General features: G+C 72.4%; 23 protein-coding genes, 1 tRNA gene and 1 pseudogene. 11 read left to right on the top strand and 14 right to left on the bottom strand.

Going from position 1 to position 24941, the window contains the following annotated elements; genetic code table 11:
• Positions 1-160: 160 nt before the first annotated feature.
• From ACWC24_RS32425 to ACWC24_RS32405, 5 genes are all read left to right on the top strand, one after another.
• Positions 161-898, top strand: coding sequence for a DUF4232 domain-containing protein (locus tag ACWC24_RS32425; RefSeq protein WP_450666466.1), 738 nt, complete (start codon positions 161-163; stop codon positions 896-898).
• 120 nt (positions 899-1018) lie between these two features.
• Entirely contained in the window at positions 1019-1648 is a 630-nt protein-coding gene (locus ACWC24_RS32420) for a glyoxalase (RefSeq protein ID WP_450666465.1), read from the top strand.
• Between the two features lie 227 nt (positions 1649-1875).
• Positions 1876-2268, top strand: coding sequence for a glycine cleavage system protein GcvH (gene gcvH / locus ACWC24_RS32415; protein ID WP_450666464.1), 393 nt, complete (start codon positions 1876-1878; stop codon positions 2266-2268).
• A gap of 234 nt (positions 2269-2502) precedes the next feature.
• Positions 2503-2576 (top strand) — tRNA-Met (locus tag ACWC24_RS32410).
• 175 nt (positions 2577-2751) lie between these two features.
• Positions 2752-3258, top strand: coding sequence for a GNAT family N-acetyltransferase (locus tag ACWC24_RS32405; protein ID WP_450666492.1), 507 nt, complete (start codon positions 2752-2754; stop codon positions 3256-3258).
• A 46-nt stretch (positions 3259-3304) separates the two neighbouring features.
• Here the strand turns inward: ACWC24_RS32405 and ACWC24_RS32400 are convergent, their stop codons facing one another.
• The 5 genes and pseudogenes from ACWC24_RS32400 to ACWC24_RS32380 form a co-directional block, all read right to left on the bottom strand.
• Complete coding sequence (locus ACWC24_RS32400) at positions 3305-5611, bottom strand: FUSC family protein (protein ID WP_450666463.1); 2307 nt, start codon at positions 5609-5611, stop codon at positions 3305-3307.
• 45 nt (positions 5612-5656) lie between these two features.
• Positions 5657-5866: pseudogene (locus tag ACWC24_RS32395) on the bottom strand (hypothetical protein); the annotation flags it as partial.
• A gap of 97 nt (positions 5867-5963) precedes the next feature.
• Positions 5964-7139, bottom strand: a complete 1176-nt coding sequence (locus tag ACWC24_RS32390; protein WP_450666491.1) for an RNA polymerase sigma factor — start codon at positions 7137-7139, stop codon at positions 5964-5966.
• Between the two features lie 8 nt (positions 7140-7147).
• Positions 7148-7555, bottom strand: a complete 408-nt coding sequence (locus ACWC24_RS32385) for a YciI family protein (RefSeq protein ID WP_450666462.1) — start codon at positions 7553-7555, stop codon at positions 7148-7150.
• 160 nt (positions 7556-7715) lie between these two features.
• The gene (locus ACWC24_RS32380; protein ID WP_450666461.1) at positions 7716-10091 is read right to left on the bottom strand and encodes a GH92 family glycosyl hydrolase; all 2376 of its coding nucleotides are present in this window, start codon (positions 10089-10091) and stop codon (positions 7716-7718) included.
• A 232-nt stretch (positions 10092-10323) separates the two neighbouring features.
• Between ACWC24_RS32380 and ACWC24_RS32375 the strand changes: the two genes are divergently transcribed.
• Positions 10324-12309, top strand: coding sequence for an MFS transporter (locus ACWC24_RS32375; RefSeq protein WP_450666460.1), 1986 nt, complete (start codon positions 10324-10326; stop codon positions 12307-12309).
• Positions 12310-12318: 9 nt separating this feature from the next.
• Here the strand turns inward: ACWC24_RS32375 and ACWC24_RS32370 are convergent, their stop codons facing one another.
• The 3 genes from ACWC24_RS32370 to ACWC24_RS32360 all read right to left on the bottom strand — a co-directional run bounded on the left by ACWC24_RS32370 (position 12319) and on the right by ACWC24_RS32360 (position 13778).
• A complete protein-coding gene (locus ACWC24_RS32370; protein WP_450666459.1) occupies positions 12319-12579 on the bottom strand; it encodes a hypothetical protein in 261 nt (86 codons plus the stop codon).
• Positions 12576-13211 carry an AAA family ATPase gene (locus tag ACWC24_RS32365; RefSeq protein WP_450666458.1) on the bottom strand — a complete coding sequence of 212 codons (636 nt, stop codon included), beginning with the start codon at positions 13209-13211 and terminating at the stop codon, positions 12576-12578. The genes ACWC24_RS32370 and ACWC24_RS32365 overlap by 4 nt, the downstream gene beginning before the upstream one ends.
• A 174-nt stretch (positions 13212-13385) precedes the next feature.
• Positions 13386-13778, bottom strand: coding sequence for a MarR family winged helix-turn-helix transcriptional regulator (locus tag ACWC24_RS32360; RefSeq protein WP_450666457.1), 393 nt, complete (start codon positions 13776-13778; stop codon positions 13386-13388).
• Here ACWC24_RS32360 and ACWC24_RS32355 point away from each other — a divergent pair.
• Both ACWC24_RS32355 and ACWC24_RS32350 read left to right on the top strand, forming a co-directional pair.
• A complete protein-coding gene (locus ACWC24_RS32355) occupies positions 13746-14609 on the top strand; it encodes a quinone oxidoreductase family protein (RefSeq protein ID WP_450666456.1) in 864 nt (287 codons plus the stop codon). The genes ACWC24_RS32360 and ACWC24_RS32355 overlap by 33 nt on opposite strands.
• A gap of 211 nt (positions 14610-14820) precedes the next feature.
• Entirely contained in the window at positions 14821-15432 is a 612-nt protein-coding gene (locus ACWC24_RS32350) for a hypothetical protein (protein ID WP_450666455.1), read from the top strand.
• A 10-nt stretch (positions 15433-15442) separates the two neighbouring features.
• Here ACWC24_RS32350 and ACWC24_RS32345 read toward each other — a convergent pair whose 3' ends face one another.
• The 3 genes from ACWC24_RS32345 to ACWC24_RS32335 all read right to left on the bottom strand — a co-directional run bounded on the left by ACWC24_RS32345 (position 15443) and on the right by ACWC24_RS32335 (position 17267).
• Positions 15443-15742, bottom strand: coding sequence for a hypothetical protein (locus tag ACWC24_RS32345; RefSeq protein ID WP_450666454.1), 300 nt, complete (start codon positions 15740-15742; stop codon positions 15443-15445).
• A gap of 166 nt (positions 15743-15908) precedes the next feature.
• Complete coding sequence (locus tag ACWC24_RS32340; protein WP_450666453.1) at positions 15909-16472, bottom strand: putative immunity protein; 564 nt, start codon at positions 16470-16472, stop codon at positions 15909-15911.
• Positions 16473-16475: 3 nt separating this feature from the next.
• Complete coding sequence (locus ACWC24_RS32335; protein ID WP_450666452.1) at positions 16476-17267, bottom strand: TetR/AcrR family transcriptional regulator; 792 nt, start codon at positions 17265-17267, stop codon at positions 16476-16478.
• 279 nt (positions 17268-17546) lie between these two features.
• Here ACWC24_RS32335 and ACWC24_RS32330 point away from each other — a divergent pair, with 279 nt between their 5' ends.
• Together ACWC24_RS32330 and ACWC24_RS32325 are read left to right on the top strand one after the other, a co-directional pair.
• Positions 17547-19259, top strand: a complete 1713-nt coding sequence (locus ACWC24_RS32330; RefSeq protein WP_450666451.1) for an MFS transporter — start codon at positions 17547-17549, stop codon at positions 19257-19259.
• Positions 19260-19452: 193 nt separating this feature from the next.
• Positions 19453-20025: a MarR family winged helix-turn-helix transcriptional regulator gene (locus ACWC24_RS32325; protein ID WP_450666450.1), complete on the top strand. Its 573-nt coding sequence runs from the start codon at positions 19453-19455 to the stop codon at positions 20023-20025.
• 241 nt (positions 20026-20266) lie between these two features.
• Here the strand turns inward: ACWC24_RS32325 and ACWC24_RS32320 are convergent, their stop codons facing one another.
• Together ACWC24_RS32320 and ACWC24_RS32315 are read right to left on the bottom strand one after the other, a co-directional pair.
• Complete coding sequence (locus tag ACWC24_RS32320; RefSeq protein ID WP_450666449.1) at positions 20267-20983, bottom strand: gamma-glutamyl-gamma-aminobutyrate hydrolase family protein; 717 nt, start codon at positions 20981-20983, stop codon at positions 20267-20269.
• A complete protein-coding gene (locus ACWC24_RS32315) occupies positions 20980-22470 on the bottom strand; it encodes an aldehyde dehydrogenase (RefSeq protein WP_450666448.1) in 1491 nt (496 codons plus the stop codon). Before ACWC24_RS32315 ends, ACWC24_RS32320 begins: the two co-directional genes overlap by 4 nt.
• A 130-nt stretch (positions 22471-22600) precedes the next feature.
• Between ACWC24_RS32315 and ACWC24_RS32310 the strand changes: the two genes are divergently transcribed.
• Positions 22601-23311 carry a type 1 glutamine amidotransferase gene (locus tag ACWC24_RS32310; protein ID WP_450666447.1) on the top strand — a complete coding sequence of 237 codons (711 nt, stop codon included), beginning with the start codon at positions 22601-22603 and terminating at the stop codon, positions 23309-23311.
• A gap of 131 nt (positions 23312-23442) precedes the next feature.
• On the opposite strand, the gene ACWC24_RS32305 is transcribed toward ACWC24_RS32310, so the two are convergent.
• On the bottom strand, positions 23443-24909 hold the full coding sequence (locus tag ACWC24_RS32305) for an APC family permease (protein WP_450666446.1): 1467 nt from the start codon (positions 24907-24909) through the stop codon (positions 23443-23445).
• Between the last annotated feature and the right edge of the window lie 32 nt (positions 24910-24941).

Here is a 24941-nt window from a genome sequence, read left to right as displayed (position 1 = left end):
GCGCCGGGAGAGTCGGCCGGCCGTGTCAGGGATGTCTTCGGGGCCGTCCGGCAACAGTGGTGAATCCGGCGAGATCCTGTCACCTGGCTGTGAAGAAACCCCGGGAGGCTGGTGCTCGGCACAGCACACCGCACGTTTCTCGATCCGGGGGAAGAACACCATGAGCACCGTTCACAGAGCCGCCGTCGTCCTGGCCACCGTGTCCGCGTTCGCGCTGACCGCCTGCGGGCCCTCCGACGACGGTGCGGCGGGCGGATCCGCGAAGCCGCCGACCGCGAGTACGTCCCGGTCCACGGCGCCGTCGGGTCCGTCGGGTCCGTCGGGTCCGTCGAAGGCCACCACCGCGTCCAAGCCGTCCGCGACACCGGCGGGGTCCACGACCGGCGGTTCGTCCGGCGGCTCCTCCGGCGGCTCCTCCGGCGGCGCTGCCGGCGGTTCGTCCGCGGGCTCCTCCGGCAGTGGCGACGGCTCCTCGGCCGACTTCGACGTCTTCCCGTGCAGCACGTACGACGTCACGTTCACCGCGAACCTGGCGGAGCCCACGACCAGCAGCTACCTACTGAAGATCACCAACAAGGGCACCAAGGCGTGCCGGGCGCTGGACCACCCCATCGTGACCTTCGGCGGCCTGGACGGTGCGGCCACGGAGCGGGGCACCGCCCCCGGCATTGAGGACGCCCTCAGGCTGGAGCCGGGCGAGTCGGCCTACGCCGGGCTCATGGGCGGCGCCGACGACGGCAAGGGACGGACCGTGGGTTCGATCGCGATGACCATGAACACCGAGTCCGACCTGGAGCAGAAGCCGCTCACGGCGAGCACCCCCGGCCTGTACGTCTCGCCGCACACCAACTCCGTGACCCCGTGGGTGAACAACGCGGAGGACGCGCTCAGCCTTTAGAGCTCCGGACAGAAGTGGGGCCCGGCGGGCGAGGGCGGCGGGCGGGCGAGCGGTACGGGCGGCCGGATCGGTCAGGATCGAAGAAGCGCCGCTCACCTCGCCCCCTCTAACGTCAGGGGCATGGCATCCATCGAATCCGTCACCCTCGACGTGGCCGACCCCACGGCCGCCCGCCGCTTCTACACCGCCGCCTTCGGCCTCGACACACAGGTCCGGCTACGGGCGTCCGAGGAGCCCAGCACCGGCTTCCGCGGGTTCACGCTGTCACTCACGGTGTCCCAGCCGGGCACGGTCGACAGTCTGATCGGCACCGCCCTCGACGCCGGTGCGACCGTGCTGAAGCCGGTCGCGAAGTCGATGTGGGGCTACGGCGGCGTGGTCCAGGCGCCGGACGGGGCGATCTGGAAGGTCGCGACCTCGGCGAAGAAGGACACAGGCCCCGTCACCCGGCAGATCGACGGCGTCGTACTCCTGCTGGGTGTCGCGGACATCGTCGCGAGCAAGCGGTTCTACGTCGACAAGGGTCTCGCCGTGGCCAAGAGTTTCGCCCGCATGTACGTCGAGTTCGACACGGGGTCGAGCCCCGTCAGGCTGGGCCTGTACCGGCACCGCGCCCTCGCCAAGGACGCCGGTGTCCCGCCCGAGGGCACCGGCTCGCACCGGCTCCTGATCGGCGGCGACACGGGGCCCTTCACCGACCCGGACGGGTTCGCCTGGGAGTCCGCCGCAGCACTGGCACCCACGGCCTGACGCGGCGCCGCCCCCCGCCGCCGTGGTGCTCTCAGGGCCGGCCGGACCGCGGCCGGGGTGCCGTGGCGACACGCAGGTCGCGTTCCGGCTGTAGCCGGTCACGGAATGTAATGTCCCATGCGCGGGGCCCGGGTCCCGCCATGAAGACGCAGGTGCGCGACCGCTGTTCCGGCGCTCTGCGTCATCCCGTTCCGGGGTTTCGGACACCATCGACGGAGGACGTCACGATGAACGTTCCGGCAGACCTGAAGTACAGCAAGGATCACGAGTGGGTGAGCTCCGTGAGTCCGAAGGAGGTGCGTGTCGGCATCACGGAATTCGCGCAGCACCAGCTCGGTGACGTCGTCTTCGTGGAACAGCCGACGAAGGGCGACCGGATCGACGGCTCCCAGCCGTTCGGCCACGTGGAGTCCGTCAAGTCCGTCTCCGAGCTCTACATGCCCGTCACCGGCACCGTCGTGGCCGTCAACGAACTGCTGGCGGACGAGCCGGAGTTGATCAATTCCGACCCCTACGGCGACGGCTGGATCGTCCAGGTCGCGCCGTCCCGGATGAAGGACCTGGACCAGCTTCTCAGCGCGGCCCAGTACGAGGCGTACCTCCGCAGCCAGGAGTCCTAGCGGCTGCCTGCGTGCGGCTGTGACCGTGGGCGGTCGGGAGCGGACCCGGACCGGACCTGCGTCGGCGGTCGGGCAGGCCACCGACGCGACCTGCGGTGCGGCAGAGCGTTCGGAGCTCGCTGCGGTGAGTCCACAACCGAAGTCGTCCCGGACCTCCGGAAGGGCGCGGGCGTGCCCTGTGATCGGCCCGGTGGTTCGAGGCGCGGCAAAAGCTGTGTAGAGTGGTCTTACCGACGCGGGGTGGAGCAGCTCGGTAGCTCGCTGGGCTCATAACCCAGAGGTCGCAGGTTCAAATCCTGTCCCCGCTACAAAAGGAAGGGCCCGGCATCTGCCGGGCCCTTTCGCATGATCCTGGGCGGCGGTCCCGTTCTCCGCTCGCACCGTGTGCCGAGCTGCCCCGGTGGATCTTCGGAACGGGCCGGCTGGGATACTCCGGCCATGGACGGTGGAGGCGTGGTCGGCACGGCGCGAGCGGCCGAGGAGATGCCCGCGCGGAGTGCACGGAGTACGTCGGAGCCCGGCGCGGGCTGGGAGCTGCGGCCCGCGGCCGAGACGGACATCGAGGTCATCGCGGAGCTGCGGGCCGACGTCATGCGTCCGGATCTGGAGCGCCTGGGACGCTACGACGAGCACCGGGTCCGGCAGCGGCTGCGGGATTCCTTCTCCACGCGGTACACGTCGGTCGTCATGGCCGACCGTGAGTTCGTCGGCTGTGTCACGGTCCGGCCCCGGGACGACAGGCTGTGGCTGGAGCACTTCTACCTTGCTCCGAGCCATCAGGGCCGAGGCCTCGGATCCGCCGTCCTGCGCACGGTGCTGGGGCGGACCGACGCCCAGGGCATGACGGTGGGCCTGAACGTCCTCCAGGGCAGCCCCGCCCGCCGCCTCTACGAGCGCCATGGATTCGTCGTCGAGTCCCAGGATCCGGTCGACGTCTTCATGGCCCGCCCCCCGGGCGCTCGGCGGGTCTCGCGGGCCACGACGCCGTAGAAGCCGATCTCGTCGGACCACGGCTCGGAAACGGCTCAGAACTGTCTCAGGACGGGCTGTGCGCCCGCGCCGCGGCGGCCAGGCCCGGCTGGAGGCGTCGGGCGGCGTCGAGGTGGTCGGAGGTCCAGATCAGCCGTACGGCCGGAGCTGTGGCCTGCCCCGTGTCGTCGGTGAGGTCGCGGCGCAGGGCCTCGACCAGCTGTCCTTCGGCCAGCGGGCTGCGCGGCAGGGGTTGTGGGGGAGCGACGGCCCGGCCCAAAGCGGCGGCCAGGTCCCGGTACCAGCCGGCCACCCGGTCGGCGACGCTCTGCACGACCAGGCGCGCCGCGGGGCGGTCGGGGTCGACGTCCTGCTCGTCCGCGCACTGCCACAGCTCCAGTACGGCGTCCGCGGCCAGGCGGAGTCCCACGATCCCGGTGACCAGGGTGGTCATGTCGGCCAGCGGCACCGGCTTCGCACCGCGCTCCGCGAGGTAGCTGCGGAAGGCGTCGTCGAGCCGTCGCGCGGCGGCCGCCGCGCGACGACCCTCCTCGACGGGCGTGTCCGCCTTCGGCGCGGGTCCGGGGGCGCAGCGGCCCACGGCGTACGCCACCGTCCCGGCCAGATACCGGGCGGCGTCGGTGTACGCCTCGGCGAGGGCCCGCTCGACCGCGGCCGAGGCGCCGCGCGGCCAGAGGAACAGCGCCATGAGCACGCTCACGGCGCAGCCGATGGCGATGTCCTGGACCCGCAGCAGGGCGATGTGCCAGTCGGGGTCCTGGCCGACGTTGAACAGGACGACGAGTGCCATGGTGAAAGCCGCCTGGCCGGTGGCGAAGGAGATGACGGCGGGGGCGATCCCGGCGAGGAGCACGGCGAACGGCAGTACGAACCACAGCGCGGTGCCGTGATGTCCGACGAGGTGCAGCAGTCCGGCGCCGACGACCGAGCCCGCGACGGTGCCGCCCAGGGCGCGGACGGCGTTCTGCCCCGTGCTGAGGGCGTTCGAGCGCAGCACCGACAGGGTTCCCAGCAGCACCCAGAACGAGTGCTGGACGTTGGTCAGGTTCGCCAGGGCGACGGCGATACCGAGGCCGAGCGCGCCACGGAGACTGTTGTGCAGCCAGACCGACTGGGGCCGGAAGTGCGCGGCGGCCCGCTCGCGCGCCGAGGCCAGTGGCTCGGTCACGGCTCCGGGATCACGGCCGAGCAGCCGTTCGGGCCAGCTGCGGCGTTCGGCGGCGGCCGCCAGATCCACGTTGCCCGCGATCTGAAGGGTGGCGAAGCCGAGCTCCTGCGCGCGGAACGACTGGTCGAGGACCCCGATCACGGGATGCGCACGGGAGGGCGTACCGATCCCGCCCCGGTGCACGGGCAGCCGGGCGGTGGCACGTTGCTCCATGTCGTTCATGGCCCGGCGCAGCTCCTCCGAGGCGCGGCGCAACGCCTCCCGCGCGCCGTTCGGCGCGTCGAGCAGGTCGGCCGCCTCGTCCAGCACCCGGGCGGCGGCCCGTCGTACGGTGTGCGCGTCGGCGTCGCAGGCCGGCCGGGTGCCGGAGTCGCTGTCGGGAGCGGGCGCGCTGTCGGCCAGGATGGCGCTCAGCCAGGTCAGCTCGTCGACCAGCCGCACCAGCGCGCGCGAGCCGGTGGACAGCCCGGTGGGCCGGTAGGGCGTGGCGACGAAGACCCCGCGCAGCTCGGCCGCCGCGGCGCAGGCCTGGTCGGCCGTCGCCCGGCACTGCATGACACCGGGCGGGTCGGGTCCTCCGGCCAGCCAGGACGCGTCGGTACGCAGCTGTCGTGCGGCGGCGCGGCAGACCCGGGCCGCGGGCGCGCTCAGCGGGTCGGCGGCCGGGCGCGGCCACAGCAGGGAGATCGCGAGCAGGGCGGCAGCCGCCGCCAGCCCCGCCCCGGCGAGCCGCTCGGGCAGCTGCGACAGCGACGCCGGCGAGGACACGGGCAGGACCAGTGCGAGCAGCAGCGCGGTCGACGCGCCCGCGAGGACGGAGCTGACGACGCCCGCGAAGAGGACCAGGAATCCGACGACGACCATGGCCGTGACCGCGAGCCAGAGCTCGCGCGAGGCGATCGTGCCCAGGCTGATCAGGGCGGCCCAGGCGACGGCGAGCCCCAGGTGGGCCTGCAACCGTTGGGCCATGGGTCCGGTGAACTCCACGAACAGGAGCATCGAGAACGATCCGAACGCCGCGTAGGTCGCCATCGGCGCCGAGCCGATCAGCCGGCTGCACACGGCGAACAGCGTGGGCATCACGAGTGCGGTCCGCGCCGCCTTGCGCGTCGCCGCCAGCTCGGGATCACGCTCGCGCAGCCAGGAGAGGGCGCGTACGCGCCGCATCGGACCAAGTGCCGGCACGCGGTCGCACCTCCTGTCCCTCCCGGCGCGGGGGAAACCGCCGTATCACGACCATTGTCCCTTCGGCGGAACATGCCGCGCGGCGATGTACGGCTGGTCTTCCGAGTCGGGAATTCTGTTCAGATAGCTGGCGAGGCGTTCGAGGATCTCGTCTGCGGTCTTCGTCCAGACGTAGGGCTTCGGGTCGGTGTTCGAGGTGGCGATCCAGGTGCGGATGTCCTTCTCCAGGGCCTGGACCGACCTGTGGACGCCTCGAACGCGGTGCGTGCGCAGGGAAGAGCGGGCGGGCGGCGCCCGGTGATTCCGACCCACCCGCACGCGGTCGGCTCGCCGGGCACCCGCACCGGGCAGCTCAGCGACCAGGCCCCTCGCGGGCGTCGAGCCGGGCGTCGAGCCGGGTGTTGAGCCGGGCGGCCTGGCGTGTCAGGTGGTCGCGCTCGGCGAGGCTGGGTGCCTTGAGCGCCGCCTCGGCGTACAGCCGTGCCGCCGCCACCAGGTCACCGTCCCGCTCGTGGAGATGGGCGGCGACCGCGGTGTGGCGGGGCAGGGAGTCGTCGAGGGCGGCGAGCGCCGCCAGCCCGGCACGCGGACCGTCGGCCTCGCCGACGGCGACCGCGCGGTTGAGCCGGACGACCGGACTGTCGGTCAGGCGTACGAGCTCGTCGTACCACTCGACGATCTGCACCCAGTCGGTCTCCTCGGCCCCGGGCGCGTCGGCGTGCAGTGCCGCGATGGCCGCCTGGGCCTGGAACTCGCCCAGCCGGTCGCGGGCGAGGGCCGCCTGGAGGATCTCGACGCCCTCGGCGATCGACTCGGTGTCCCACCGGGTCCGGTCCTGCTCGGCGAGCGCCACCAGGCTCCCGTCGGGCGCGGTCCGGGAGGCGCGCCGCGCGTGGTGGAGCAGCATCAGGGCGAGCAGCCCGGCCACTTCGGGGTGGTCGATCGAGGCCGCGAGCTGCCGGGTGAGCCGGATGGCCTCGGCGGCGAGGTCGACGTCGCCGGAGTAGCCCTCGTTGAAGACCAGATAGAGGACGCGCAGCACGGTGGCGACGTCTCCCGGCTGGGTGAACCGCACCCCGGAGACGGTGCGCTTGGCCCGGCTGATGCGTTGCGCCATGGTCGCCTCGGGCACCAGGTAGGCCCGGGCGATCTGGCGGGTGGTGAGCCCGCCGACGGCGCGCAGCGTGAGCGCGACGGCCGAGGACGCGGTCAGGGACGGATGGGCGCACAGGAAGTAGAGCCGGAGCGTGTCGTCCACCCCGGTCGCCGGTCCCGCGGCCGGCTCCTCGTCGACGAGGTCCTCGCGTCGCCGGCGGGCGGCGTCCGCCCGGGTCGCGTCGAGGAACCGCCGCCAGGCCACCGTGACCAGCCAGCCCTTCGGATCCCGCGGCGGGTCGGCCGGCCAGACGCGGACCGCCTCGACCAGTGCGTCCTGCACGGCGTCCTCGGCCGCCGCGAAGTCGGCTCCGCGGCGGACGAGGATCGCGAGCACACCCGGGGTGAGGCTCCTCAGCAGGGCCTCGTTCATCGGTGAGGTCACTCCGAGATGGTGGGCGGCTCGGTCAGGAACGGGCGCAGTTCGAGCCACTCGTGGATCGGCTCGCCGCCCGCCCCGGGGGCGGCCGACAGCTCCCCGGCCAGCTCGACGGCGCGCTCGTGGCTGTCGACGTCGATCACCATCCAGCCGGCGATGAGATCCTTCGTCTCGGCGAACGGACCGTCGGTGACCGGCGGGCGCCCCTCACCGTCGTACCGGACCCACTGGCCCTCCGGGGCGAGCGCCTGGCCGTCGACGAACTCGCCGGTCTTCTCCAGCCGGTCGGCGAAGTCCCGCATGTACTGGATGTGCGCCGAGACCTCCTCCGGCGTCCACTTGTCCATCGGGATGTCGTTGACCGCGCTCGGCGCGCCGCGGTAGTGCTTGAGCAGCAGGTACTTCGCCATCGTGGTTCTCCTCGGTGCCGGTACGACCCCATTGTGGTCGCGTTCACCCCGGGGACGGAGCGGTCCACGGGATCTCGACATCGCCGTCCAAGATTTTTTCGACGGGTGCGGCCGGCACCCGGGGGAGCCGTCCGTCGACGCCCCCGGGACCGGCCGCGGGTCAGCCGAGCGCGGGCGGCGCGGACCCGTCCGCCGTCCCCCAGCCGGAGGGCTCGGTGCCGACGTCGAACGCGAGGGACCTCGTGTCCCGCAGGTCCGCCGTCGTCAGATACGTACGGTCGTAGGGGGAGCCGTCGACCCGGGCCGACCGGATGTAGCGGCGGCCGTCCGAGGTGCCCGGCGCCGTCACGGTGAGCGCACCGCGCGGGTAGTAGCGGCGGTCGAGGGTGAGGTCGACCCGTTCGAAGACGGGCGTGGACAGGCCCCAGGTGTCGTAGCCGGGCTGCACAGGGAAGACGCCGATGGACGACAGCACCATCCAGGCGGACATGGTGCCCAGGTCGTCGTTGCCGGTCATCCCGGTCGGGGTGTCCGTGAACAGGGTCAGTGCCGCGTGCACCACGTCCGTGGTCTTCCACGGCTGGCCGGTGGAGAGATAGGTGTACGGGGCGATGAGGTCGGGCTCGTTCTGCGGGTTGTACTTGTCCGCGTTGTAGTAGTCGTACGGGCCGTTCACCCAGACCTCGCGGGCGGTCCTCGCGGGGTCCCGCACGAGCTGGTCGTAGGCGAAGAACGAGTCCAGGCGGTCGTTGGCGGCCTGCTTGCCGCCGATCAGCCCGACCATGCCCGGCAGGTCCTGCGGCACGAGCCACTGGTACTGCCAGGACGTGCCCTCGTGGAAGCCCTCGCTCCGGGCCGGGTCGGCCGGTCCGGTGAACGCCCCGGAGGCGTCGCGCGCGCGGAAGAAACCGGTCGAGGCGTCGAAGATCCGGCGGTAGTTCCGGGCCCGTGCCGCGTAGCGCGCCGCGTCCGCGTCATGGCCGAGGTCCCGGGCCATCTCGCCGAGCACGGCGTCCGCCAGGGCGTACTCCAGTGTCGCGGACGCGCCGTGGTCGTAGTCGGAGTCGCCGGGCTTCGCGTGCGGCCGGTCGGCGACGTACGGCGCGAACCCCTCGGCGAGATACTCCCGGTTGGCCTCGCGGCCCACGGCCGGCGAGTCGGCGGCCGGCACTCCGTCGGCGTTCTTCTTCAGGGCCCGGTAGGCCCGCTCCTCGTACCCCTTGAGCAGGCCCTGCTGGTAGGCGTTGGTCAGGAACGGGGTCACCGGGTCGCCGGTCATGATGTTCGTCTCGACCGTGCCGTAACCCCACTTGGGCAGCCAGCCGCTCTCCTCGTCGATCCTGATGACGGAGATCGCCATGTCCCGGGCCTCACGCGGCGCGAGCAGCGCGAGCAGTTGGGACTGGGTGCGGTAGGTGTCCCACAAAGACCAGTTCTGGTAGTACGTGAAGCCGCGCGCCCGGTGGATCCGCTGGTCCCAGCCGGTGTAACGGCCGTCGGCGTCGCTGCCGATGTTGGGCGCGAGGAACGACCGGTACAGGGACGAGTAGAAGGTGCGCCGGAGGGTGTCGTCGCCGCCCCGCGCGCGTACGTCGTCGAGCCGGTCCTCCCACGCGCGCCGTGCGGAGCCGCGGACCTGTCGGAAGGAACGGCCGCCCTCCGAGCGGAGGTTGACGGCCGCGCCGCGGGCGTCGACGTACGAGAGCGCGGTCGTCGCCTCGACGGTCCGGTCCTTGGCCGTGTCGAAGCGTACGTAGGCGCCGTCCCGTCCGGTGTCCGACCCGGCGGTGACCGTGGAGCCGTTCCAGGTGCCGTGCGCGGTGAACGGTCGGTCGAAGCGGGTGATCGTGTAGACGGTGTACGGCCTGGTGTCCTGGCAGAAGCCACTGCCGGTGATCGCGGTGCGCACGGTCCGGTTGTCCAGGACCTCGACCTGGGTGGAGACCGTCCGGTGCAGTGACTGACCCGCGTCGAGCAGGACGTTGGCCTTGTCGGTGGCGGGGAAGGTGTAGCGCTGCACTCCCGTGCGTGCCGTCGCGGTCAGTTCGGCGGTGATGCCGGACTTCAGCGCGACCTTGTAGTAGCCGGGGCTCGCCTGCTCGGTGTCATGACTGAACTCGGCTTCGTACTTGGCGTAGTCGGTCTCGGTGATGTCGCCCGTGGTCGGCAGCACGGGCAGGTCGCCGCCAAGTCCGCAGCCGACGCCGGAGAGATGGACGAGGGAGAAGCCGCGGATGTGGCTCTGGGAGTGGTCGTAGCCGGTGTTGTGCCCGGTGTCGGGGGAGAACTGCACCATTCCGAAGGGCACGGCCGCGCCGGGGTAGGTGTTGCCCTCGTTCTCGGTTCCGATGAACGGGTTGACGAGATCGGTGAGTTGATCCCCGTCGGCAGAGGCCGTGTGCGCGGCGGCCGGTGCGGCCTGCGGCGCACGGGCGGTCTGCGCCGCCTGGGCCGTCGGTGCGGTGAGGGCGGCGCCGAGCAGCGCGACCGCCGTGACCACCGTCCTCGCACCGCGTGTTCGCTGGATCCATCGCATGGGCGTCAGCGCCTCTCGAGCCACTGGACAACGTTGTCAGAGTCGAGCGCGCTCATTCTTGGCGTTATCTGTGTGACCGTCAAGAGCCTTTGTGTGCGAGTGAGTTCGCGAATGGCCTCCGCCGCGCACAGGGAAAATCGGCGCCCCGGGGGTCGCCCGCCACGGGGGCGTGCGCGGTTTCCGCAGGCCTTCGGCCGGGTTTCGGCAGCGGGGCGTGAGCCTTCGCGACGGGGTGACTGCCGCGATCGGCGCCTGTGTACGCGAGCGGGCGCTGCCGACAGCGACCGGTACCGATCTGCGCCCCGACCGGGCGCTGTCGACAGCGATTGGTATCGACCTGCGTCCCGGCCGGGTCTGCGCGGGCCTGACCGCGGTCGGGTCGGTCAAGCTGGACCGACCCGAGTCCCGCGGCCCCTCGTACGGCGAGCCGGACGGCACGGTGGTGCGCGACTGTGTCGCGCGGGCCGTCCGGGAACACCTCCTCGCCTGGTCGGCGGAGCATCCGGAGCAGGTCGCGGCCGTCGTCGGCCGGGTGGCCGGGGCGCACCCGCCGGGACCGAGCAGGACCGGCCGTCCACAGCGCGGGCGGGCGTCCGGTCGTACGCCCGCGGTCATGCGTCGCGACCGCTGGGCCGATCGCGTGTGTTCGGGCCGTCGTCGGCTCGGCACCCCTCCCGAGCCGTCCGGATGTGCGCACGATGGTGTCCGACTGCCCTTCGACGCGGCCCCCGGCCTGGTGAGGACCATGACCTCCGAGACCACGCGGACGACACGTCTCCCCGAACAGGTCCGGCCGTTGGGCGAAGCGCTCGACGGGGCGGCCATGACGCGCCTGCACATCCTGTTCTGGCTGCTCGCCGGGCTGGGCATCATGCTCGACGGCTTCGACTTCTTCGTCATCGGGGTCGCCAACCCGCTGATCTCCCACGACTTCCGGGTCGGCGCGGCGCAGAAGGGCCTGATCTCGGCGGCGGCCATCGTGGGGTCGGTCTTCGGCGCGGCGCTGCTGGGGCCGCTGGGGGACCGGATCGGGCGACGCCGGATCTTCCGGGTCGACCTGTGGATGTTCGTCGTCTTCTCCCTGCTGTGCGCGGGCGCGTGGGACGTGTGGTCGCTGACGGCCTTCCGGTTCGCGCTCGGCGTCGCGGTGGGCCTGGACTACCCGATCGCCGCGAGCTATCTGGCGGAGATCCTGCCCGCCAGGGCCCGGGGCCGGTGGCTGGTGGCCGCCTTCAGCCTCCAGGCGGCGGGCGTCCTGCTGGGGGCGGTCGCCGGAGTGGTGATCCTGGAGGTGTGGCCGCACACCGGTTCCTGGCGGATCATGCTGGGCTTCGGGGCGCTGCCCGCCCTGGTCATCATCTGGCTGCGGCGCAGGGTGCCGGAGAGCCCTCGCTGGCTGGCGCGGAACGGGCGGGAGCGGGAGGCGTGCGAGGTCGGCCGCGCCCTGGTCGGTTCCCCGGTCCGGGTGTCCGACGCCGACCGGGTCCGCCAGGAGGTGACACCGGAAGGACTGAAGGCGCTCCTCCAGCCGCGGCTGTTCTCCCCTCGCTGGCGCAGACGCACGACCTTCGCCGCGGTGCCGTGGTTCCTGATGGACATCGCCACGTACGGGGTGGGGATCTTCACCCCGACCCTGCTGGCGTCGCTCTCGCCGGCGGGGGCGAACGGCGGCTTCATCGCCGACGACATCGCCTCGACCAAGGGCACCGCCTTCCTGGACGTCTTCCTGGCCGTCGGGTTCGCCCTGGCGATCGTGCTCGTGGACCGGGTCGGCCGGGTACCGCTCCAGCTCACCGGGTTCGCGGTGATGACCTGCGCGCTGTGCGCCCTGGCCGTCGCCGGGCAGCTGCCGGGCGGGGCGGACGCCCACCTCGTGCTGGTCGCCGTCGGGTTCGGGCTGTTCAACCTGTTCATGAACCTCGGGCCGAACTCCACCACCTTCGCCCTGCCCGCCGAGGTCTTCCCGTCCGAGATGCGCACCGCGGGCCACGGCTTCGCCGCCGGGTGCGGGAAACTGGGCGCGGCCCTGGGGACGTTCCTCTTCCCCGTCCTGCTGTCCGGCATCGGGGAGAGCGCGTTGCTGTACGGGGTGGCCGGCACCTGCGCGCTGGGCTTCCTGGTCACCTACGTCTTCCGGGTCGAGACCCGCGGCCGTTCCCTGGACGAGCTGTCCGGCGCGCAGATGGCCGCGGTCGCGCCCCGGGTGACCCCGCCGTGATCCCGCGCTTCAGGAGGGCCGGTCCGCGGTGGCCGCCTGTGTGGCCTGGCTGAACGCCGAGAGAAGGTGCAGCGCGGTCGTACGGGTGTGGGACAGCAGGCTGATCGCCGGTGCCGTCCATCGGTCCAGGCTGCGCGCGGCGTCCGGCTCGAGCTCGATGGTGATGCGGACGAACCGGGTGCTGAGCGTGGTGGCCCTGGTGGGGGAGGGGCCCGGTTCGGCCGGGTCGCGGTGCAGGGCGGCGCGGTAGTTGTTCTTGCGCTGGGTCATGCGTTTTCCTGACGCTTGATGAGTTCTTCGGCGAGGTCCATGTACGCCGTGTCCTGGGCGCGGACCGGGCCGCCGAACGACTGGGAGTACAGGTCCAGCCGGGCGATCTGGGTGTCGAGCACGTCGAAGCCGCGTTCGGCGAGCACCTCCCGGGCGTCGGCGTCGGGACCGGTGCGCGTGGCGTCGGGGCGGTTGGTGCGGTTGAGCAGCACGGCGGTGCGGGCGGGTCGCGCGCGAAGGGACTGCACGTCGCCCATCTCGGCCCCGATGGGCGCCATCCGGTCGAGTTCGATGGGCGCCGGGGTGACGGGCACGATCCACTCGTCGGCGTGGCGCATGATGCTGCGCGCGATGCGGGCGTGGTCCTCCAGTTGGGGGGCGTCGTGCACCACGGCCTGGCGCAGGCCGAGGAAGTCGTCGATACGGTGGTGCACGTCGCCCACCGGCAGGGCGATCACGGGGAACGGGAAGCCACCGGCGAGCTCGCTCCAGCGCAGCGCGGAACCGGCCGGGTCGCCGTCGACCAGGAGTGGGGGCCGTCCCAGTTCGTAGAGGGCGTGGGCCAGCCAGACCGCGCTGGTCGTCTTCCCGACTCCGGGCTTCAGATTGATGAAGGCACAGCTCAGCAGCACAGGCGCCACCGTAGGGAGTGGACGCCGCGGGTGCCGCCCGGCACGCACACGCGGCGCCCGGGTTCACCCGCGGGGTCGCACGCGGCCCGCGCGTTGACGGCGGCCGGGCGACGTGCCGCGCGGCGACCGGTGCGGCGGTGCCTTAGCGGGCGCCGGTGCCGAAGGCCGGGCCGGTCAGCGGGCGCGGGCCGGTGGGGTCTGTTCGACCAGGACCTCTGTCGTGCGGTCCAGCAGTGCGCACAGGGAGGCGTGCTCGGCGGGTGTGAACGCGGCGGTGAGCGCACGCTCCAGCACGATCACCTCGGCGTACGCGAGGTCCAGTACCGCCCGGCCCTCCTCGGTCGGCGTGGCGATCTGCACCTTGGCGTGCACCGGGGACGGGTCGCGGCGGATGAGCCCCTTTCCTTCCATGTTGGCCAGGACGGTCGCCATCGTCTGCTGGGTGACCCCGCAGGAACGCGCCGTCTGAGCCGCGGACAGGCCGCCCTCGCGGGAGAGCGTCAGCAGCACGGTGTACTGCGTCATGGTCAGCCCGTGTCCGCGCAGCACGGCTTCGTGATGTGCCATCAGGGCCTGCTCCGCCCGTTCGTCCCCGGTTTCGAGGTGTCCGGGCACGTCGTGGCCGTCGGCGCGGGCGTGGACCCGGGGCGGGTCGGCGAGCCCGTCACCGCGCTGACCACGGGCGGCGCCTGCGCCGAGCTGGTCGCCGCGCCCGCCGTCCTCGCGTTACCCCTCGGCGGCGTTCCCCTGCGGACGGCGGCAGGCTTCGGCTGGAGCACTCCGACGGCCTACGACCTCGTCCACGGCGTCGCCCGCGTGCGGGCGGGCGAGAGCGTGCTGATCCATGGGGCCGCCGGAGGAGTCGGTACGGTCGCCGCCCAGCTGGCCGGACTGGCCGGCGCCGGCCGGATCGTCGGGGTGGTCGGCAGCCCGCACCGGGCCCGGTACGCGGCCCGGTTCGGCTTCGACCGGATCATGCTGCGCGCCGAACTGCCCGACGCGGCCGGAGAGGAACGGTTCGACGTGGTCCTCGACCCGGTGGGGGGCCGGACCCGGCGGGACGGCCTGCGGATGCTCGCCCCGCACGGACGGCTTGTCGCCTACGGCACCGTCGGCGACGGCGAGCCCGCCCTCGCCGACACCGACGACCTGCTCATGAACGGCACGTCCCTGCTGACCTACAACAGCCACCTGCTCGGCCGGACCCACCCGCAGCGCCTCGCCGACTCCGCCCGACAGGCACTCGGACTCCTGGCCGACGGGCGGATCCGTATCGACATCACCGCCGAGTACGCCCTCGACGAAGCCGGCACCGCCGTTCAGCGGCTGCGCGAGGGCGTCACCGTCGGAAAGAGCGTCCTGCGCATCGCCGACAGCCACGGAGGCCGCCTCCGCTGAGCTGTGCCTCGTCCGCGCACGCCCTGAGCGCCGGGTGATGCTTCCGTGCGCCGTCGGGCATGGCCGGATCCCTGCCCTCCACCGGGCAGGGCGGGCGCGTGCTGGGTATGCCTCCAGCGCCGGTGGGAGCGCGAGCTTGGGGGACACTGTGGCACGCCTGTCTTGGACGTCCGGGCCCTCCTTACCGCCACGCCCCCGAAAGCGGCACGCCGTGAGCCGCACCCGGGAGCGGAACCTCACCGGGCCCGGGTTCCGCGATGTCCTGCCCGCCCTCGCCGCGACGACGGCAGCGGTGTGCGCGGTGACCGCCGCGCTCGCGGTGGGCTACCGCGCCGCCGGGATCGTCGTCCCCGTCGCCGGAACAGGTCTCATCCTCTGTGCCGTCGCGATCGGCGTCCGGCGCGGGCGACCGGGCAGTCGCCGCCGTCACGGCCACTACACCGCCGAGGAACTCCTCGCCCTCGACATCCAGGGCCTGGCCCTGGCAGTGGCCCGGATGCTGCGACGGGACGGCTGGCGGGTACGGCTGCTGCCCGCACCGGACCGGCCGCGCCTGTGCGCCCGTAACGCGGCCGGCCATCGGCTCCATGTGGCCTTCCGGCCGGTCGCCGAGCCCCTGCCGGACGAGGACCGGCCGCACCGCCACGCCCACCGCGACAGTGCGGCACCGCAGCTTCAGCTCGTCGTGCACCGCGGGGCGTTCCAGGAGCGCGACATCCGATGGGCCCACCGTCAGGAGAACACGTTCCTCCTCGACGGCCGGGCCCTGCGATCCTGGGCGCAGGGCGCCCGCCTCGACGACCTGCTGGCCCGGACGTCGTGATGGCCAGGAGTCATGCGGCACCGCTGACGCCGGGAGTGACGAAGCGTCGGTGCAGCGGGCTGAGGCCGGTCTCGGGTGCGCCGGTGATGCCCGCCTTCTGGACCGCGGGCGCGAGTCGTTCGGAGAAGAAGGCCTCGAACGCCTCCTCCGATTCCCATACGTCGGTCACATGAAGTCCCTCGGCGTCGAACCAGGCCACGTGCACCTGGCCGCCGGCCGCCGGGATCTCCTCCCAGCCGACCGTGTCGCGAACCGTGTCGTACTGCTCCGGCGTGACCCCCGCCCAGTGCAGCGCCATCACCACAGCCATGTCCGGCCCCCTTGTCGCACGTCGTGATGTCCGTGTTCGGGAGGATCGTTCCACCTCGCGGGGTCCGCCGCACAGGGCGCGCGGATGCGCGCCGACCGCGACGGAAGGCCCCGCGCGCTCGTCGCCGACGTCAGCCGCCGGCCCGTGCCCCCGGATTCGGCGCGGCTCAGGGTCCCTTGGGAGTGGGAGTGGGAGTGGGAGTGCGCAGAGCGGTGTCCAGTTCGCGCAGGAGTTCTCCCGCGCGACCGCCTCCGGGAGGTGCGACGGGCAGCCTGCCGAGCACCGCGACGACCGCTGCGGGCGCGTGACGGCGTGCCCGGTCGAGGGTTCCGGCGTCCGCCCGCTCGCTGTCCGGGGCCGCCAGTTCCTCCGCTCGCGCCGCGTGCGCGGCGGCGCCGAGAACGTGCTTGACCTGGTGCGCGTCGGCCAGCGGATGGAGGTACGCGGCGGCGGCCGCGTGGCCGGCGGCCCGTGCCGCGTCGGTCGCGGCGGGCGAGGGGGCCTCTCGTGCCGCCGCGAACGCCGCCCACGCGCACCGCCGCAGCGCCGCCGTGCGCGGACCGCCCCGGGCGAAGGTGTACGCCGCGTCGACGGCGTCGCGTGCGCGCGGGTCGGCGGGCAGTGCCTCTTCGAAGATCGGCAGCACCCGGTGCGCACTGTCGGCTGCGTAGCCCGCGATCTCACGGAGCTCGTGCGTGCTCAGTTCGATGGGGTCCGACTTGCTCGGCACGGCTCAGCCTTCGGGGTCGGGCCGGTGCTGCGGGTCGGGCAGGTAGCTCGCCAGGCCGCGCAGGATGATCTCCAGACCGATGTCGAACCGCTGGTCGGAGGAGTCCGTCACCATCATTCCGGCCAGGGCGCGCAGATGGGGGAAGTCCGCTTCGGGCAGGGACGCGAAGTAGGTCTGCATCTCGTCGGCCATCTCGCGCCAGTCGGGCCGGGCCAGGGACGAACCGTCGCTGTCGTGCCGGGCGGCCCGGTCCTGCCACATGCCCTCCTCCAGGGCGAACCCGTCGATGTAGGTGGAGATGAGGTCACCGGCCTCCGCGGCGATGCGGTCGGGCAGCCCGGCGGTACGGAAGATGGCGAGCAACGCCTCGACGTGCGGCAGCAGTTCGGCGGTGAACGGGACATGGGCCATGGAGATCCTGGCCATGTCCCGGTGGCTCAGCAGGCGCTGCCGCCCGGCGCGGGCGTAGGCCCGCACCTGCTCCTGCCACCGCTGCGGGTCGGGCTTGGGCATCTCGAAGCCGTCGAAGAGCCGGGTGTACATCAGTTCCAGGAGGTCCTCCTTGGAGCTGACGTGGGCGTAGAGGGCGGAGACCGTGACGCCCAGTTCGGCCGCCACCTGGCGCATCGACAGGCCGTCCAGTCCCTGGCGGTCCAGCACGGTGAAGGCGGCCTCGACGACCCGTTCGCGTGACAGCGGCGTGCGTGCCGGGGTGGCACGGGTGCGGGCGGGGCGTTCGCGCTCCCACGGGGACGGCGGCGGGGGTTCGGGGGTGTCGGCGGCCACATCGCTCATGAGAACAGTCTAGGCACCGGGAGAACAGTGTTCTCCCGGGTGAGTGGCGTTCACCTGGGCCAAACGCGATATATCTTGTGTCGGCGCGAGAGTTGCGCTATATCTTAATGAACGCTGTTCTCCAGGTGAGCGCTGTTCTGTTAAGGTGAACAGCGTTCTCCGTGTTGTCGGGTCGCCCGTGTCCGGGCCGGCCGGGGAACCGGGCAGCCGTATCCCTTCATCCGTCCCACCGTGCCCGCGGGTCGTCACCGCGGCGCGGCCCTCCCGCGAGGAGTACCGATGTCCACCACCGGTGTCGCGTCCACCGAGACGCCCACCGACTCGCCAGCGCCCTACCGGTGGCGCTGGGCTGCGCTCTTCGTGATCCTCGCGGCCGAGGTGATGGATCTCCTCGACGCCGTCGTCACGAACATCGCCGGCCCCTCCATGCGGGCCGATCTCGGCGGCGGGGCCTCCACGTTGCAGTGGCTCGCCGCCGCCTACACCCTCTCGATGGCCGTCGGGCTCGTCACCGGCGGGCGGCTCGGGGACATCCACGGACGTCGCCGGATGTTCCTGGTGGGGGCCGCCGGGTTCACCGTGGGCTCGCTGCTGTGCGCGGTGTCCGTGTCGCCCGAGATGCTGATCGGCGCCCGGGTCGTGCAGGGGCTGTTCGGCGCGGTGATGCTGCCTCAGGGCCTCGGCATGATCAAGGAGATGTTCCCGCCGAAGGAGTCGCAGAAGGCCTTCGGCATGTTCGGCCCGGTCATGGGACTGTCCGCGGTGTGCGGTCCGATCCTGGCGGGCTGGCTCGTGGACGCCGACTACTTCGGCACCGGCTGGCGGATGATCTTCCTGATCAACCTGCCGCTGGGCGCCGCGGCCATCGCCGGTGCCCTGCGCTACCTGCCCAAGGGCCGGTCCGAGAGCAAGCCGCGCCTCGACATCCCCGGCATGCTGCTGGTCTCGCTGGCCGCGCTGCTCATCATCTTCCCGCTGGTCCAGGGCCGTGAGTACGACTGGCCGGTGTGGACGTTCCTGATGATGGGCGCCTCCGCGGTCGTCTTCGTCGCCTTCGCCGTGTACGAGTCCCGCCGCGGCAAGGCCGGCCTGGACCCGCTGGTCGTCCCGAGCCTCTTCCGCAAGCGCGGCTTCAGCGGCGGCATGGTCCTCGGCCTGGTCTTCTTCTCGACCATGCAGGGCTTCATGCTCGTCTTCAACCTCTACACCCAGATCGGCCTCGGTTACTCGCCGCTCAAGGCGGGTCTGGTGATGGTGCCCTGGTCGGGCGGCATGATCGTCGGCTTCGGCGTCGCCCAGGGCGTCGCCAAGTTCGGACGGACCGTGCTCCAGGGCGGCACTCTGGTCATGGCGCTCGGCGTGTTCGGCGTGTGGCTGACCCTCGACACGGTGGGCAGCGGCGTCGGCCCCTGGCAGCTCCTGCCGTCGCTGCTCGTCACCGGTATCGGCATGGGTCTGCTCATGGCGCCGTTCTTCGACATCGTGCTCGCCAGCGTCGAGCAGCACGAGACGGGTTCGGCCTCCGGCACGATGACCGCGATGCAGCAGCTCGGCGGTGCCTTCGGCGTGGCCCTCCTCGGCACCGTCTTCTTCGGCCTGCTGGGCGGCGCGATCGCCGACGGTGTCGACCACCGGTCCGAGGGCCTGCGGCGGCAGCTGACCGCGGCTCAGGTGGCGCCCGCCGCCCAGGACCGGGTCGTCGCGGACCTGCGTACCTGCGCCTCGGACCGTGCCGTCGCCAAGGACCCGGCCGCGACGCCCGCGTCCTGCGACCGCCTGGAGAAGGACACACGCTCCGCCGTGACCTCGCCCGAGGCCGGCGCCCGGATTCCCGCGGCGCTCCAGGCCACCGCGTCGTCGGCCTTCGAGAGCGGGTTCGGCTCCGTCATGAAGTCCGTGTTGTGGATCGTCGACGGGATGCTCGCGCTGACCTTCCTGCTGTCGTTCCTCCTGCCGCGTCAGGCCCGCCCGGAGGGGGGCGCCGGGCACTGAGCCCGGGCCCGCGCACCGGCGGCGTCGGACCGGACGGCCGGGTATCCCCGTACCAGGGGGTGCCCGGCCGTCCCTCTTCCGGTGTCACCGCGAGTTCGTGATCCCGCACGGGGCGTTCGATCCGTGCTGCGTACAATTTGGACTCGAACGACGCTCGCGACGCGACGTCCTCCTCCCACGAAGGAGCGTGCCCGTGCCGGGACAGCGATCCATCAGCGAAGCCGAGAAGCTGGCCCAGGCCAAGCTGGGCGGCATTCGTGTCCACCGTGAACAGATGGCCGTCGTCGCGAACATCTACCGCGCGGCCTCCGCGGTACGGCAGCACCTGGAGAACTCGGTGCTGCGCGGCCAGGATCTGACCTGGACGGCGTTCGTGGTGCTCTGGGTGGTCTGGATCTGGGGCGAGTCGGAGACCCGGCACGTGGCCGAGGAGGCGGGTATCTCCAAGGGGACGCTGACCGGGGTCGTGCGCACGCTGGAGGGCCGCGGGCTGGTCGGTCGCACGGGTCACCCCTCCGACGGAAGACTCGTCCTGCTCAGCCTCACGGAGGAGGGGGAGGCGCTGATGCAGCGGCTGTTCCCGCAGTTCAACGAGGAAGAGGCGTTCGTGGCCTCGCGGTTGAGCGACGACGAGTGCCGGAACATCGCGGACGGCCTGCGCCAGGTGGTGCTCCAGGTCGAGGAGTCCGGTGAGGAGCGGCGCCTCACCCTCCTCGACGGCGCCGAGCCGGCCCCGCGCCGCAGCGGACGCCGCCCGAAGGCCTGAACACGGCGGGAAGGCCTCGAAGGGGAAAGCCCGAACGACGGGAGAGGCCTGAACGGCGGGAGAGGCCCGAACGGCGGGAGAGGCCCGAACGGCGGGAGAGGCCCGAACGGCGGGAGAGGCCCGATCGACGGGAGAGGCCTGAACGGCCGGAGCCCGGGCGATGCCGGGCGGGCCGTGCCGTCGCTCCTCGGGCCGGTGCGACGGCAGTCCGGCCTCGGTCCCGTCGGGGGACGACGGAGCGTCAGGGACGCCCCGCGCGGGCGGCGGCGCCCACGAGGGCTTCGAAGAGGCCCTGCTGAGCGGGGTCTTCGTGCGCGGTGTCCTCGGGGTGCCACTGGACGGCGGTGAACCACCCGGCGGAGCCGGGGAGTTCCAGTCCTTCCACGGTGCCGTCCGCGGCCCGTGCGGTGACGGCGAGCCCTTCGCCCAGGCGGTCCACCCGCTGGTGGTGGTAGCAGGAGGCCTCGGCCTTGTCGGCGCCCACGGCCTGTTCGAGCAGGGTGCCGCGCAGGAGGGCCACCGGGTGCACCAGGTGCCGGTGCTCCTTCTCCGGTCCGCCCATGTCCTGTTCCAGGGTGCCGCCCAGGGCGACATTGACGACCTGGAGTCCCCGGCAGATCGCCAGCAGCGGAAGACCCGCCTCCAGCGTGCGGCGGGCGACCTCCAGGTCGAAGGCGTCCTGGACGTCGTCGACGTCGTACACCGTGTCGTGGGTGTCGGTGGCGCCGTAGCGGTGCGGGGCGAGGTCGCCGCCGCCGGGCAGCAGGACGCCGTCGAAGCGGTCGAGGCGGGCCGCGACGTCCGTGGCGGCGGGGTGGACGCTCACCGGTTCGCCGCCGGCCCGCCACACGGCCTCCACCAGGGCGCGGGCGTTGACCTCGGCGGCGTAGCGCAGCGCGGAGGTGGTGGCCGAGAAACGGGCGGGGATCGCGATCAGCGGTCGTACGGGTGCGGTCACAGCTGGATCCAGGTCGTCTTGAGTTCGGTGTACTTCTCCAGGGCGTGCACGGACTTGTCGCGGCCGTTGCCGGACTGCTTCATGCCGCCGAACGGGACACTGAGGTCGCCCTCCTCGTAGCAGTTGACCCAGACCGTGCCGGCCTTCAGGGCGCGTGAGACCCGGTGCGCGGTGGACAGGTCGGAGGTCCACAGGCCCGCCGCGAGCCCGTACTCGGTGGCGTTGGCCAGGGCCACCGCCTCGTCGAGGTCGTCGAAGGTCAGCACCGACAGGACGGGGCCGAAGATCTCCTCACGGGACAGCCGCATACCGGGCTGCACCCGGTCGAAGACGGTGGGCCGCAGATAGCTGCCGCCGGTCCCGGTCAGCGTGCGTTCGCCGCCGGCGCGCAGCCGGGCGCCCTCGTCGAGCCCCGTGCCGACGTGGTCGAGGACCCGGCCGAGGTGGCCCGCGCTCACCAGGGCGCCCATCTCGGTGGCGGGGTCGAGGGGGTCGCCGACGCGCAGTGCGTCGGCTCGCGCCACGATGGCGTCGGTGACCTGCTCGGCGACGGAGGAGTGGACCAGCAGCCGGGAGGGGGCGGTGCACATCTCGCCCTGGTTGAAGAAGATGCCCCAGGCGGCGGTGGCGGCCGCCTTCGCCAGATCGGGGGCGTCGGGCAGGATGATGTTGGGCGACTTGCCGCCCAGTTCCAGCCAGACGCGCTTGAGGTTGGAGTCCGCGGCGTAGTGCAGGAAGTGGCGGCCGACGGCCGTCGAGCCGGTGAAGGCGAGCACGTCGACGTCGGGGTGCAGGCCGAGGGCGCGGCCGGCCACCGGCCCGTCGCCGGCCACGACGTTGAGCGCGCCCGGGGGCAGTCCGGCCTCGGTGGCGATGCGGCCCAGCAGGAGTGCGGACAGCGGGGTGTTCTCGGAGGGCTTGAGGACGACCGTGCAGCCCGCGGCGAGCGCCGGGGCGACCTTCCAGCCGGCCAGCGTCAGCGGGAAGTTCCAGGGCACGACCGCGCCGACCACGCCGGTCGCTTCCCGGGTGACGAGCGCGAGGGCGTCCTGCGGGGTGTGCGGGGACTCGTCGGTGAGCTTGTCGGCGAGCTGGCCGTACCAGCGGAAGGTGGCGATGACGGCGCGCAGTTCGATGGCGTACGCCTCGGTGACCGGCTTGCCCATCTCCAGGCTCACGGTGAGCGCCAGTTCCTCGCGCCGCTCCTCGAGCAGGTCGGCGATCCGCAGCAGCACCCGGCCGCGTTCGGCGGGGGCCAGCCGAGGCCACGGCCCGGTGTCGAAGGCGCGCCGGGCGGCCGCGACGGCCGCGTCCACCTCGGCGGTGCCGCCGTCGGCGACCTCGGCCAGGATCCGGCCGTCGCGCGGGGAGACGACGGTGAAGGTCGCTCCGCTCCCGGGCTCGTCGGCGCCGTCGATGTGATGGGCGCCCGAGACCTTCCAGGACTCGGCGCGGCGCAGCCACTCCTCGTGGGTGATGTCCGGCATTCGGGAGACCTCCACAATCTGGTTTGGATTCAAACGATACGATCGCCGGACGAGTCGCCGCAAGAGCGTGGCGGCAGCTCACGGGATCGGTCCGGCCACGATGTCGGGCCAGGTGAAGGAGGGTTCATACGTGCGCGCACTCGTCGTCCTGCACGACCATGTGACGGAGCCCGGGCTGGTCGGGGCCCGCCTCGCCGAGCGGGGGTACGAGCTCACCGCGGTGACCGTCGTACCGGCGGACCGCCATCACACACCCGACGTACGGTTCGACTTCCCCCGGGCGGAGGGGTGGGACCTGATCGTGTCGCTCGGCGCCCCCTGGTCGGTCTACGACGCGTCCTCGGTGGGCGGCTGGATCGGCGGCGAGCTCGCCCTGCTGCGCGAGGCCCACCGGCTCGGCATACCCGTCCTGGGCGTCTGCTTCGGCGCCCAGGCGCTCACCACGGCCCTCGGCGGTTCGGTGGCCGCCGCCGGGCGTCCCGAGATCGGCTGGGTGGAGGTCGACACGGACGACGCCTCCCTGGTCCCGGCCGGCCCGTGGTTCCAGTGGCACTTCGACCACTGCCTCCTGCCCGACGGCGCCGAGGAACTGGCCCGCACCGACGTGTGCGTACAGGCCTTCCGGGTGGGGCGCTCCCTCGGCGTGCAGTTCCACCCGGAGATCACCACGTCGATGGTGCGCGGCTGGATCGACCTCGGCGGACGGGAGCAGTGCCTGCGGGAGGGCGTCGACCCGGACGAGCTGTTCGCCCGCAGCCAGGACATGCAGGAGCGGGCGCGGGTGAACGCCCGTCACCTCGTCGACGCCTTCCTGGACCGGGTGGCGGGCGCCGAACACTGACAGCGGCGCTCCCCTTCGCCTCCTGAGGCGCAGGGGGGCGCCGGAGGCGGTTCGGCGGCGCGAGGAATGCGAGAGCCCCGGTACGGCCAGGGGGAACCGGGCCGTACCGGGGCGAGGGAGCGGGGCGTGGGTCAGTCGGCCGCCACCGCGGTCTCCCGTCCCTCCCGTGTCACGCGGGAGGCGACGATGCCCGCGAGCAGGACCACCGGCACGGCCGCCTCCAGCCAGTGCGCGGTGGTCGCGTCACCGCCGATGAGCGTCGCGAAGTTGGCGATGATGAGCCAGATCGCGCCGGCGATGCCGAGCGCGCCCAGGGAGGGGGCGATCAGCGTGTTCCACGGCCGGGTGTCGGCGCCCGAGCGGCGGAAGAAGACGACCACGGAGACCGAGGTCAGGAAGTAGAGCAGCATCATCCCCAGCACGGCGACACCGCTGAACCAGGAGAAGAGGGTCAGCACCGGGTCCTTGCCCATCAGGGCGAAGGGGATGACCAGCAGGAACGCCAGCACGGTCTGGGTGATGCCGGCGACCCAGGGCGAGTGGCGGGTGTTGAGCGCGGTCAGCCCGTGGGGCAGCAGGCCCTCGCGGCCGAGGGAGAACAGGTACCGGTTCGCGGAGTTGTGGAACGCCAGGATGCCCGCGAAGAGCGAGGTGGCCAGCAGGACCGGCAGGACGTCGGCGGTCCAGGCGCCGAACAGGTCCGTGATCGGCGCGAAGACGAATCCGGTGGCGTCCCCGGAGGCCAGCGCCTTGCCCGCCGCGTCCGTGGCCTTCGACGCCCCGTGCGCGGAGATCAGCATCCACGACGTGAAGGCGAAGAAGCCGGTGACCACCGCGACCGCGAGGTAGGTGGCGCGCGGGACGGTACGACGGGGCTCGCGGGCCTCCTCGCCGTAGATCGCGGTGGCCTCGAAGCCGAACATCGACGCGATGGCGAACATCACCGCCACGCCCGGAGCGCCCTGGAGCGCCGCCGAGGGGGAGAAGCTGTCGGTGAGGCCGAGCCCCTCGGGGCCACCGCCCTTGAAGAAGGTCACGAGGGCGAAGGCGATCAGGATGCTGAACTCGGCGAGCACGAAGACGGCCAGGACCTTGGCGCCCATCTCGATCCCGGCGGCGCCGAGGATCTGGACGACGACCATGGTGATCAGGGTCCAGATCCACCAGGCCACATGGGTGCCTGTGTAGTGCTCGACCAGGCCGCTCACCGTCGCCCCGTACAGCCCGTACATGGCGGCCTGGATGGCGCAGTAGGCGAAGAGGGCGACCCCCGCGCTGCCCGAGCCGGTCGTGCGGCCCAGTCCCTTGCCGATGTACGTGTAGAAGGCGCCCGTGTCCACGACGTGCCGCCCCATGGCGACGAAGCCGACGGAGAACAGCAGGACGACGGCTCCGGCTCCGAGGTACGCGGCGGGGGTGCCGGCCCCGTTTCCGATGCCCACGGCGATGGGTACGGCGCCGGCGATGCCGGTCAGCGGCGCCTGGGCCGAGAGAACGAAGAAGACGATGCCCAACACACCGAGGGAGTTGGGCTTGAGGCCGCCGGCCTTGGTGGGCTCCTGTGCGGTCCGCGCCTCGACCGCTGCTTGACTGTCCACGCGAAATCACCTACTGGGGAACGGGAAGGGGT

It is taken from the genome of Streptomyces sp. NPDC001443 (assembly GCF_053597355.1).
This window is presented reverse-complemented; position numbering and strand designations above follow the sequence as displayed.